This is a genomic window from Polaromonas sp. (assembly GCF_039932935.1).
Classification (GTDB): Bacteria; Pseudomonadota; Gammaproteobacteria; order Burkholderiales; family Burkholderiaceae_C; genus Polaromonas.
This window is the reverse complement of sequence record NZ_JBDTPB010000034.1, coordinates 15,963-28,279: the sequence shown is the minus strand read 5'-3', so window position 1 is coordinate 28,279 and position 12,317 is coordinate 15,963. Positions and strand designations below refer to the sequence as shown.

8 protein-coding genes are annotated in these 12,317 nt (G+C 59.0%); all 8 read left to right on the top strand.

The annotated features are described in order from the left end of the window. The first annotated feature begins 16 nt into the window (after positions 1–16). The 8 genes from ABI546_RS04750 (at position 17) to ABI546_RS04715 (ending at position 11,950) form a co-directional block, all read left to right on the top strand. On the top strand, positions 17–505 hold the full coding sequence (locus ABI546_RS04750) for a MarR family transcriptional regulator (RefSeq protein WP_348044615.1): 489 nt from the start codon (positions 17–19) through the stop codon (positions 503–505). Beyond that, positions 502–1,356 carry an enoyl-CoA hydratase family protein gene (locus tag ABI546_RS04745; protein ID WP_348044613.1) on the top strand — a complete coding sequence of 285 codons (855 nt, stop codon included), beginning with the start codon at positions 502–504 and terminating at the stop codon, positions 1,354–1,356. Before ABI546_RS04750 ends, ABI546_RS04745 begins: the two co-directional genes overlap by 4 nt. Before the next feature lie 48 nt (positions 1,357–1,404). Next, positions 1,405–2,586 carry an acyl-CoA dehydrogenase gene (locus tag ABI546_RS04740; RefSeq protein WP_348044611.1) on the top strand — a complete coding sequence of 394 codons (1,182 nt, stop codon included), beginning with the start codon at positions 1,405–1,407 and terminating at the stop codon, positions 2,584–2,586. Next, positions 2,583–4,250, top strand: coding sequence for an AMP-binding protein (locus tag ABI546_RS04735; RefSeq protein WP_348044609.1), 1,668 nt, complete (start codon positions 2,583–2,585; stop codon positions 4,248–4,250). The genes ABI546_RS04740 and ABI546_RS04735 overlap by 4 nt, the downstream gene beginning before the upstream one ends. Then, positions 4,247–4,687: a thioesterase family protein gene (locus ABI546_RS04730; protein WP_348044607.1), complete on the top strand. Its 441-nt coding sequence runs from the start codon at positions 4,247–4,249 to the stop codon at positions 4,685–4,687. The genes ABI546_RS04735 and ABI546_RS04730 overlap by 4 nt, the downstream gene beginning before the upstream one ends. After that, positions 4,684–5,079 carry a RidA family protein gene (locus ABI546_RS04725; protein ID WP_348044605.1) on the top strand — a complete coding sequence of 132 codons (396 nt, stop codon included), beginning with the start codon at positions 4,684–4,686 and terminating at the stop codon, positions 5,077–5,079. The genes ABI546_RS04730 and ABI546_RS04725 overlap by 4 nt, the downstream gene beginning before the upstream one ends. Before the next feature lie 952 nt (positions 5,080–6,031). After that, positions 6,032–11,017: a hypothetical protein gene (locus tag ABI546_RS04720; protein WP_348044603.1), complete on the top strand. Its 4,986-nt coding sequence runs from the start codon at positions 6,032–6,034 to the stop codon at positions 11,015–11,017. A gap of 27 nt (positions 11,018–11,044) precedes the next feature. Beyond that, on the top strand, positions 11,045–11,950 hold the full coding sequence (locus ABI546_RS04715; RefSeq protein ID WP_348044601.1) for a hypothetical protein: 906 nt from the start codon (positions 11,045–11,047) through the stop codon (positions 11,948–11,950). The last annotated feature ends 367 nt before the right edge of the window (positions 11,951–12,317 follow it).

The following is a 12,317-nucleotide window of genomic DNA, read 5'->3' as shown; positions in this document are numbered from 1 at the left end:
CCCCAAGGAGACACCCATGGACATGGAAGCAAGAGGCCACAGCGAGCACCCCGAGGCCTTACGGCTTTGGCTGCGCATGCTGACCTGCACGCAGCTGGTCGAAAAGCAGGTGCGCACCCAGCTGCGCGAGCAGTTCGACACGACCTTGCCGCGCTTTGACCTGATGGCCCAACTAGAGCGCAACCCCGAAGGCTTGAAGATGAACGAGTTGTCGCGGCGGATGATGGTGACAGGCGGCAATGTCACCGGCATCACCGACCAGCTGGTGGCCGAGGGTGTGGTGGAGCGTGTGGACGTCGAAGGCGACCGCCGCGCTTACCGGGTGCGTCTGACGGCGCGCGGACGCAAGCTCTTTGACGAAATGGCGAGCGAACACGAGGCCTGGATTGTGGCCGCGTTCGAAGCCCTGTCAGCGCGCGAGGTGGAGTCCTTGCACAAGCTGCTCGGAAAGGTCAAGCAACACCACAACGCCCTTCTGGCCGACAGCAAACTGGAAACGACATGAAACACTACATTGGCCTGGGCAACCCCATGCATGCGCAATTCGATGCGATGGCCCATCACCAGGCAGAGCATTTTTCTTACCGCTTCGACGCCGGTGTGGCAACGCTCATGCTGAATCGGCCGGACCGCAAAAACCCGCTGACCTTTGATTCCTACGCCGAACTGCGCGACCTGTTTCGCACCCTGAACAGCGCGACCGATGTGAAAACTGTGGTCATCACTGGGGCCGGCGGCAACTTTTGCTCGGGTGGCGATGTGCACGAAATCATCGGCCCCCTGACCAAAATGACGATGCCGGAGCTGCTGGAGTTCACGCGCATGACCGGCGACTTGATCAAGGCCATGCGCCTGTGCCCGCAACCCATCATCGCGGCCATCGACGGTATCTGCGCCGGCGCCGGCGCCATGATGGCATTGGCCGCTGACATGCGGCTGGGCACGGCGCAGGCCAAAACGGCGTTTCTGTTCACACGCGTCGGTTTGGCTGGCGCGGATATGGGCGCCTGTGCGCTGCTGCCGCGGCTGATCGGCCAGGGACGTGCGTCGGAGCTGCTTTTCACCGGTCGCACCATGACTGCGCAGGAAGGCCTGCAGTGGGGTTTCTTCAATGCGCTGCACGACCCACAAGATGTACTGGCGCAGGCACAGAAGCTGGCGAAGGACCTTGCCGATGGCCCGACCTTCGCCCATGGCATGACCAAGACCATGCTGCACCAGGAATGGGCCATGACGCTGGACCAGGCCATTGAGGCCGAGGCGCAGGCGCAGGCCATCTGCATGCAGACGCAGGATTTCACGCGTGCGTACGAAGCATTTTCAGCCAGGCAAAAGCCCGTGTTCCAGGGCGATTGAGCCACGCACCACGCCAGCACCCCGCAACAAGCCAAGGACTCTTCACGCATGAGATCGACCACCGCGCACCTGGCCCTGCCCTTTTTTGACGAGGTTCACCGCGACCTGGGCACACGCCTGGCCGAATGGGCGCCACAGCAGCACATCGACGAAAGCGATGACCGCAAGGCCTGTAAGGAGTGGGTGAGCCTGCTGGGCGCCGAGGGCTGGCTGCGCTATTGCGTGCCGTCGGGCCCAGGCGGCGCCTTGGGTGGCGCGCTCGAAAAACTCGACTCGCGGGCGCTGGTGATCCTGCGCGAGACTCTGGCCTTTCATTCGCCGCTGGCGGATTTTGCATTTGCCATGCAGGGCTTGGGCAGCGGCGCCATCACCCTGGCGGGTACGCCGGCGCAGCAGGCGGCCTATTTGCCGCAGGTGGCCAGCGGTAAAAAGATCGCGGCCTTCGCCTTGAGCGAACCCGACGCGGGATCGGACGCCGGTGCCATGGTGACTTCGGCCACCGACACCGGCGAGGGCTGGGCCCTGAACGGCAGCAAGACCTGGATCAGCAACGGCGGCATCGCGGATTTTTACGTGACCTTCGCCAAGACCGATCCGCAGGCCGGCACGCGCGGCATCACGGCCTTCATCGTCGATGCGGAAAACAAGGGTCTGGACAGCAGTGAGCACATCGCCGTGATGGCGCCGCACCCGCTGGCCACGCTGAAGTTCGCGCATTGCAAGTTGCCACAGGATGCCCAGCTCGGCGCGCTGCACGGCGGCTTCAAGCTGGCCATGCAAACACTGGACATCTTCCGCGCCTCCGTCGCCGCCGCAGCGCTGGGTATGGCGCGCCGCGCTCTGGCCGAGGCGGTGCGCTTCTCCAAGGAACGCAAGATGTTTGGCCAGACGCTGGCCGACTTCCAGCTCACGCAAGCCAAGCTCGGCGAAATGGCGGCCCTGGTTGATGCGGCCGCGCTGCTGACCTACCGCGCCGCCTGGATGCGCGACGAGAGCGAACGCCTGGGCAGCGGCGCGCGCATCACGGCGGAAGCGGCCATGGCCAAGATGACAGCCACCGAGAACGCGCAAAGAGTCATCGACATGGCACTGCAAATGCACGGCGGCCTGGGCGTGAAAGTGGGCACCAAGGTAGAAAGCCTGTACCGCGACATCCGCTCGCTGCGCATTTATGAGGGCGCGACGGAAGTGCAGCAACTCATTATTGGAAAGGCCATCCTGCAATCATGAGCACCTCTGTTTTCGACGCCGCCTTTTCACCCGCCGCGGCACCCGTCACTGCACCGTCCGCCCAAGGGGACCGGTTTGTGCACGACCGCCTGCCACCGCCGCAGCAGTTACCCCGCCTGGTGTATCCGCTGCCTGAGTTGTGTATCCCGGCGCAGGTGAATCTGGTGCAGGCCTTGTTTGCCAAAGCCCTTCGTGAGGGCCATGCGGACAGGCCCCTGCTTCGCTCTGACAAACTCAGCCTGAGCTACGCGCAAGCGTTGGCGCATGTCAATCGGGTGGCACAGGTGCTGACCGAAGACTTCGGCCTGCAACCCGGCAACCGGGTACTGCTGCGCGGCGGCAACTCCATCGGTATGGCGCTGGCCTGGCTGGGCGTGGTGCAGGCGGGGCTGGTCGCCGTGGCGTCAATGCCCTTGCTACGGGCCAAGGAGCTTTGCGAAATCATCGAGAAAGCGCAACCGGCGCTGGCCCTGTGCGACGCCAGCTTGCTGGACGAGCTCGAGGCAGCCAGGAGCTTGTGCCCCAGGCTGAAGACCATCGTGCCCTTCAACCTGGTGAATGACCTCACGTCGCTCGAAGCGCTTTCAGCGCCAAAAGACGGCACCTTCGTGTCATGTCCTGTCGCGGCCGACGACGTCGCGTTGATGGCTTTCACGTCCGGCACCACAGGCAAACCCAAGGCCGCCGTACACACCCACCGAGACGTCCTGGCCGCCTGCGAAGCGTGGCCCCGCCATGTCCTGAAGGCACAGCCCGAGGACGTCGTGGTTGGCTCACCGCCTCTGGCTTTCACCTTCGGCCTGGGCGGCATGCTGATATTTCCGATGTGGGCCGGCGCGTCGGTTTACTACCCCTCCATCGGCTATACGCCAGAGGCCATGGTCAAGCTGATCAACCACGTGGGCGCGACGATTTGCTACACCGCGCCCACGTTTTATCGCCAGATGGCGGCGTTTGCCAAGCAGCAGGGGGTGCCCGGGCTGAGGTTGTGCGTGAGCGCCGGCGAGAGCCTGCCCGATGCGACGCGGCAACTGTGGAAGGACGCCACTGGCATCGAAATGATCGACGGCATCGGCGCGACCGAAATGTTCCACATCTTTATCTCGGCAGCGGGGCAGGACGTGCGCCGCGGTGCTATCGGGAAAGTGGTGCCGGGTTACACCGCCAAGGTCGTGGACGATGGCGGCGAAGAGGTGCCCCGGGGCACAATTGGAAAACTGGCCGTAGTGGGGCCTACAGGCTGCCGATATCTCGACGACGCGCGACAGAATAACTACGTCAAAGGAGGCTGGAACTACCCGGGTGATGCCTTCATGCAGGACGCTGACGGCTATTTTTTCTACCAGGCTCGCGCCGACGACATGATCATCACCGCCGGCTACAACGTGGCCGGCCCGGAAGTCGAAGACGCTTTGCTCAAGCACCCGGCCGTAGCCGAGTGCGGCGTAGTAGGTTTGCCGGACGATGAGCGGGGAATGGTCGTCAAGGCCTTTGTCGTGCTCAAGCCCGACCGGCCAGCAGGTGAGGTGATGACAAAGGCCCTGCAGGACCACGTCAAGGCCACGCTCGCGCCTTTCAAATATCCCCGCCAGATCGAATTCGTGGACAAATTGCCACGCACGGAAACCGGCAAACTGCAACGCTTCAAGCTGCGCGAATCATGAAATTCCAGACACGCAAGCAGGTCAGGTTTCATCATTGCGATCCCGCCGGCATTGTTTTTTATCCCCAGTACTTTTACCTGCTGCATGAAGTGCAGGAAGATTTTCTGGCACACATCGGCTTTCCAGAGCATGTCTTGATTGCCGGTGGCATGGGCGTGCCGATTGTCGATTTGAAAGTTGAATTCCTCGGCATGTGCCGGCATGGCGACTCCCTGACGATCACGCTGGAGCTGACGCGCCTGGGCAATGCAAGCCTGGGAATGCAGTACGAGATTCACGGTGATCCGGCCTCACCAGGTGGCGTTAGCGCCATCAAGCTGAGAGCGCACGGCGTGGTGGTCTATTCGGAACTTCCCAACGGCAAGCCGGCGGCCCTGCCCGAGCCGATGCGGGACGCCCTGGCACCTTATTTAAAAGCATCCCAAGGAACCACATGATCAAAAAACTGCAACCACCCGATTGGGCGGAGCCCAAGGGCTATGCCAACGGCATTCTCGCGCGCGGCGCCCTGCTTTTTGTCGGCGGCCAGATCGGCTGGAACGCACAACAGAAATTCGAGAGCGACGATTTCATCGCACAGACGCGTCAGGCGTTGCAAAACATAGCGGCCGTACTGAAAGCGGGCGGTGCCGGGCCTGAGCACATGGTGCGCATGACCTGGTATGTGGTGGACCGCGTCGAATACGTGGCCAGGCTCAAAGAACTTGGAGGCGTTTACCGCGAAATCATGGGAAAGAATTTCCCCGCGATGACCTGCGTCGAGGTTGCGGGGCTGGTAGAAGACCGCGCGCGAATAGAAATTGAAGTGACGGCGGTAGTGCCTGATTGAACTCAGCCGGGGGTTGGCTGCGGTTGCGCCCTACGTCGCAATAGCGCAAGCGCCTCTGTAAGGCACAAAGTAAAACGCCTACATGAAGTAGGCGTTTTGCTAACTAGCTTGGTTAGCTAGGATATTGGTTGCGCGGGCTTTGGGTTATGAGGCTACTCATTGGCATCGGCTCCAACAGATTTCGTCAGTTAGCTACAGGTGCCAAGCGGGGTATTTGGAGCAACGACATCAAAAAATTTCCTTTCAAATCAAGCCTCTTTTGAAGCCCAGGTCAGAATCACCAAACCTCATTTATTAACAACAGAGGCCACTTTATTCCGGGCTTGCGTGAGTTGTCTGTTTTTGATGTGCAAACTAGGCCACCGACAAATACGTTCATATGCGACCCGTTTCCATCAGCCCAGAACCGCCCACCTCGAATCGTTGCTCGCTATATAAGTGAGTCCCGACACAGCACGGCAATCCAACACGTGGATCAAAGAGGCATGAGGCCTTGCCTAGTCCAACAGATTTCCGGTATATTTGAGCGGTGCAAGCTCAAGGCGCTGCACCGGCCAACCGGATGACTCCGCAATTGGCTTTCACGTAAGTGGACGCTCGGTAGCCGGCGTGAAGGTGGCCTGTCAGGTGCGGCATTCTGAATGCTGCCCTGCCCTCAAAGATGCGCGCACGCCATCTCGGCTCTAACAAGAGCCGCACAAACAACCCGACAGGTTGTTGTCACTCAAACCTTTGATCAATGTCGCTGCCCAGCCAGGCTGTTGATATTGCGGCGCCTGTGCGCGCCTAAAACACCCAAATAGCTAGTCCAAACGGCTAGGTGGGTCTTCGCACGTCACCACCGTGCCGGCTTCACGCCATCAAACAGTTCCGGAAATTTCGGCTCCCTCGCCGCGTGCATTGGCACGCCCGTGCGAAGGCTTCTGCACACCCATATTTCAATCCATAAATCATGCATCTCAGTGAACAGGTACCACTTCATGCCCCTTTAATCCTTCTTCCATTGGAGGATGAGACACGTCTTTGGGGCGCCCTGCAGGCAAATTTGGGGATGGATCATCTCAATATTCATGACACTCAGATCTGCCTGCAAAACATCTCAGAGGGCTTGAAACACCTTGCCCCCATAAAGAATGACGCCAAAGGCTGGGCAGACGTCTTCGGCCAACTGCTCGCGCCGGCCTCAATGCAGCATTTCGCACCATCGCCTGCCCCAGCAGTAACCGAGAAACATCCGCTTCTGGAGGTATTGGTCGGCCAACCCTCACCCAGTCGAACCCCGGAGCAACGCAAAAAGTGTCTTGCTATAGGTTCGCTGGCGGTGATGTCAGCCCTATTCCGCCTTCAGAAACTGCCTAGGGCGTTTGCAAAAGGCCTCAAGCAGCTGTTCCGTTCCAGCGACGAAGGCTGGGAAGAGCTCTGCGCAATCAATTTCCTCAACCCGAAGGCCTTAGCTGACTGGCAACCGTCCACCGCGCTGGCCGTGGTGGGGGACTTCAGGGCAATGCTCCTGAATTTGTTGAATGTAGGCGTGCCTGCAGTTTCGAGCTTCCGGACGGCAACTCCGCATTCGAGCAGCCCAACAAACCCGATTTCGCCGGACGGCGCCTCCCCAGTCACGCAACCGCCTGTCACCGCATCGCCGGATGTGGCGAAGCGCGAAGACAACCTTTCCCCGAATTTTGAGTTGTTTGAGCTTCAGAAACAAAGAGGCTGCCAGTCCGATGCGGTGGATGGGTACCGCATCTCTCCCCACTGGATTCGTTTGGACCACAACGAATGTAAAGACGCGCTCCATAAGATCAACTCACACCTCAAGCACGTCCCTGCGGATGAAGGCGGTTGGAGATTGCGAGCCCACGCGGCGGCGCGCTACGTTTCATTTTTTTGTGGCGTGTCGCTCAAAAAGTGCCTGCGCCTTCCTTTGACTCGCAAAGGCTCAATGTGCTTGAACATCGCGCAAGGCGTTATCCGGCGCGACCAACTTGTCATCGCCCCACGAATGGACCGAAAAGATCGCTGCAGGGTCCACGGCCGCTGGTGGCGCACCCGCCTGCCCATGGAGGTCGTTATCGCGCTCCAAGAACTTTGGGCGCGCAATCCGAACGCCAAAACGCTAGGCCAGCTGTTGCAGGGTGAAGGGCTGAACTACGAAACCTGCCAACGCATGTTCAATGCAGGTGGGAATACCTCACATGGGCCGGAAGACACACGGTTCGCCATGAGTCTGAGGCCTTGCCTGTTGGCTCTGGGTATCCATCCGGCCTTGGTCGCGCGCATCACGGGCGACACGATGAGCACTCCCGCTTCGGATTTTTACTATCTCTCGTTCAGCGAGATGGAAATCCATGAGGCCACTTCAATCTTGTACGTTTGGATGGGACTCACCCCGCCGGCAGCGCCTGCCCGGAACCGTCAGATTGGTTCCCCAAAGAGCCTGACGTCTGAAAAGTTCCGGCTCATGATCACCCGGCTTAATCAAAAGGTCAGTGCTGCCCGTAACGAGATTACGTCGAGATCTTCGCTGGACGAGATTCTTGCCTTTCACAACCTCTACACCAAGGCCGTGGCACTTCAGCTGATCTGGGGTGTGGGCGGTCGCGGTGACAGGATCGGCAGCCTGACCTTTGAGCGGGTGTTTGCGAGCGAGTACTACATGGCTTTTGCGGACCGGCGGGTGGACCGCTACTCGCGGCAGCGGATTGTTCCTTCCACCGATTGCCTCACGGCCACAAGAAAACATTACCTGGAACACCTTCGATCACTAAGCGGAAAAATGAAGCACGCAGGCAAGAGTTCGGAGTTCGTCGCTACCCTTCCCAGCGGCCAACGCCCCCACAAGTGTGCGTTCACTATTTTCGAGAAAACAAGCATGGGCTGGGAGCCACGTGAGCTCAGGCGCAGAGATCTGGCAGAACTTGCTGCGGAACTGGGTGCCAGCGACCTGAATATCGCGCGCCACTTCTGGTTTTCTGCACTGGTCCGAGCCCAAACGGCACAGGTAGCGATTGAAGCCCTGTTGGGTCATCACATCAATGGAGCGGAAGCCTTTGGCTTTGCCTCGGGAGTCTCCGTTCGGGAAGTGTGCGCCTATTTACAACCGATTTTGCAGTCATTCCAGGAGGCATTGGGCTTCAAGCCACTGGTAGGGTGTGGCCGCACAGCAGATCGATTTCTGAAATTCCCGGAGCTTTCAGCCAGATCAACGTTACCGCTCTTACCAAGCATGTTGCTCAAACGCAAACTGCAAATCCAGGACTTCCTGGTCCCCGAGGTTCCGAATTACGACCAGGATCCACCCTCCAATAACAAGACGCTCGTGGCCCACAGCCAGCTCATACGCCTGAAGAGGCAGTATCTGACCTGTGATTCAGTGCGCAGGTATCCAGCGGGTGCTCTGCTTTTTTGTCTGATCAGCATGACAGCGGTTCTGACGGAGGACGAGCAGAAGGCCTTGTTCGCTCACGCGCTCGGCGCCGGTTTGGTCGCCATTGACCAACTGGTCGTGGTCGAAGCAAGCAACGGCACCCGCCCTGTCGTTCAGCGTCTGATGGACCGGCACACCACGGCAGCGGCGGACCTGGTCAGGGCGCTTCACCCAACCGGGCAAATACCGTGGAGCGTCGGCCAGAAGCAACTGCACCTGCTGCTTCAGGAACTTGACCCGGCTTGGCCATCCAAAACCTCCGCCGATTCCGCGAAGTTTCTCTCCCGGCTTGCCAGCCACTGGGCTGCTATTGAAATCCCGCCCGGAGCACTTTTTGTGGCCCTGCACAAAGCACCGTTCATTCCCGCTGCCGATCTCGCACGGCTTCACTTCAAACGCCCCTGCTTGGCGACACAGAACCCCTCCCTTCAGAACGTGCACCGCGCCAGCAGGTCTCAGGGTGATTTCTCGGACGTCTTGGCCATCCTGAATCACTGGGGAGATAAAGACTTGCCCCTGGGAGAGGACTTGCGGCGTCGCAAGGGATGCATTAGCGCGTTGTGGGCCTACCTGGAACTGAACCATCCAGACGAAGGGAAGCGGCTTTTTATCGACCTGCTGATCGCCGATCTTTCTCCGGGTGCTCCCTACCGGAACCTGAGCCCTTCAACGCTCCCGGAATACGCCAAAGGATATGCCTGCTTCTTTGCAGCAGTCCAGGACCTGGGTACACCGGAGCTGGACCCCGACACGCTTCTTGGCGTCTACCTCCAGATGGGAGGGAGTCGCGATTTCAGGGAATCGTGCGCGGCACGGTGGCAGATGCTTCACATCTGCGCATTTCTGAATTCCCGTGGATACCATGTGCCGGCTGGTTTCCTGGAAGGCAAAGGCAAGAAGACACCCGCACTGCCTCGGCTTCCTGTCTACACAAGCCACCGGGAATGTGATGCGGCACGGATCACAATGGAGCAGTCATTTGCAGGGAAAGAAGCAACGTACGCCTTCGCCGGTGCCCGGCTTCAATTGCAGCGGACTGTTCCGCTGCGGATCAGCGAAGTCAGGTTCGCCAAGCCGGAAAACCTCGATGGTCGCAACCAGCTCCTGCACATCACCAGCACCGGGCACAACCACCTGAAGTCGATCCACAGCCGTGGAACCGGGATCCTGGGTAAATCTCTCAGTGATGAACTGATGGAATTGCAGCGTCGACGCATGGCGATCAAGATCGACGCCGACATCCTGCTGTTTGCAGATGCGCACCTCGAGAAACCCTATGCCGCATTCGATGCCGTCAGCGCCACGATAAAAAGCACATTGCTCCTGCAGACAGGTCGCCCGGAGTTCCGGGAGCATGACCTTCGGGCCGCGGCCACGACGGACGTGGCATTCAATGTGACGGATGTTCTTGACCGCCTCTGCAAAGGTTTGCTCACTTCCACCATACCGGCTACTGCCAGCCAGCTGACAGCTATGCACGTGCGCTTTGCCAAGGCGTCCCGCTTGGCAAGGCATGCGAGTCCATTGACGACATTGCGGTACTACATGGTGTCAAGTACGCTGGAGCTGGGAGTTCATTGCATCCTCGCCGACGCGGGGCTTCCCATCGGTGGTGCCTACGCGGCGGCAGTCTCGGGAAAGAAGCCTCAGACCATTTACGCGGCAAGCCACCGGGTACGCAAGCGCCCAAAATCGACTTTAACGCCCGGAGTATCAGCTGTTGAGGCTGTTTTTGAAGCGGGTTGGCGAACAGCGCTTTCCAGGTTGCCCTCTATTTCCCTCGGCGAATATCCACCCCCGGACGGCCCACCCACCGAATCAGTCCACAGCAGTGCCCGGCTCACTCAGGCGGTGCTTCTGACAGCGCTGGGAGTACCCGCTCAAGCGGCAGGCGATGCGGCGGAAGTTGCGTTGACTTTGGTAGAACGAGCCGCCGCTGAACTAGCGCGGCGGGCGACGGAGCTCAATGTCAAACTTGCAATGCAAGGCAAGGAACCGCCAAAAGGCATTCCCGACGAAACCCTACGCCTTCTGTTGGCCTTCACGCCAAAATGCGCGAAATGGATCGTGCGCAACCGACCCATCCTTCACAACGTGAGTCTCGCGCTCCTGGGGAGCCTGGATAAAACTGGCTCCAAGCTAACGCTCCGTAGTGAGCAGCAGCTTGTCAAGCTGCTGCCAATCCTCGGAACAATGCGGGAGATGGGCCTTCAACCGGTTTTCCGCCCAGGCGTGGGGATTTTCATCGGGCAGCTTCCCGGCCTTGATACGGCCTTGCGGGAATCCCCCGTACATGTCCACTCAGCCAATACCCGCATGCCATGTTTTGGCACCGTGGGTTTTCTGCTTCAGGACCAATCGACCGACCCCGAAAGTTGCGCGCCCCGCCCCCGCGCACTGTCTCCAGCCAGAAGCAAGCCGCATATCTCACCCGAAAAAGCGTCGCCTCGAAGTTACGGACTCGCGGGTCAGCTTGCCATTGCCGGTCTGCTCGTTGGTCTCACCGCCTGAACAATTTTTGACAACGGAATCAGAACAATGAAAAAACCAAATCTTCCACAGTACATCCGCAGCATGCTCGCGCAAGGCCAGATGGTGCAAGTGGCCGCAGAAACAAGGCGCAACGACGGCCCAACATGGACGCTGCGTGAGCAGCAGCACGCCGAGGAGGTCATTCGGGAACTGAGGATGAAAAGCACCCATGACCAGAAGGATCAACTGTTAATCACTGCCATCAACCCTGACAACGGAAAAATTGGACTCTTTGAAATTGTGAAGCCACAGCCTTCCCTGGCATTCGAAGCAGGCGGTACACACGAAGCCGACCCGCTCAGTGTGGCAGGCGAACTGGCACGAATTCATGCGGAAAAGCAGTATCGGGCCGGTCGTGCCGCGGAAGACATTGTTGCCAGTATCGGGAAAAGCACCATCAAATACTACGAGGACTTGGCGGGAGGTATTAAAAACGGCGCTTCGCTTGAAACTGTAATGTCGATGGTTGCGCAAGCTGGTTCGCCCCCCTTGGAAATTGAAACCCTGAGCGGGCGCTACACCCTGGGTGGTACAGAGAACCTCCGGAAGACACTGCCTTGCAGGGACACCTACCGGGTTGACGCCGACATCCGGGAGATCGATGACGACGGACGGCCGAATGGAACCATTCTCTTCAAGATAAAATCTGCGCAATCCTCAGCGACTGAACTGCCCCCAGTGCTCAGATCAAAGTCGAGGATTCGAGCCAGTTTGCAAACCGCTGCGAATGCGAAGACATTGGCGCTCCTCCACTTTGCGAAATTTCATCAAGTTTATGTGCAGCTAGAATTGCAAATGGAATACCAAATTGCGGACCGAGGCTGGAATATCTGCGTTATTCAACTGATTGATGAGAGCGGACTATTGGCGAAGGATCGTCCAGCCCAGCTTGTTCTGAGCGAATTTTGGTGAGCCTCGGCGGAGGGGGCGACTTGGAACTGTCTACCGGCGCGGTCACCGTCGGTTCAAATCACATTTGACGTAACGGTTGCGGCAAGGCCATTCTATTTCCGTACAGGGTTAAGACGAGTCAAAATACCACCATGTCGTCCGGCGCCCAAATCACCCGCATGCTCAATCCTTGTGCTTCGCAGGCAGATCATGGCTGTGTAGCCAGCCCTGTGTTGACAAATACACTTACAGGGGATGGATTCACGGATTTGCGTCGCCTTATGGGCCAAACATGTGCGGTAAAGAAGTTCAACTTCACAACCGCTTTGGTAGTTGGGCTGGATGGTCTAAGTTATCAAAGGCGATATTGCTACGAGCATCGGGCAGA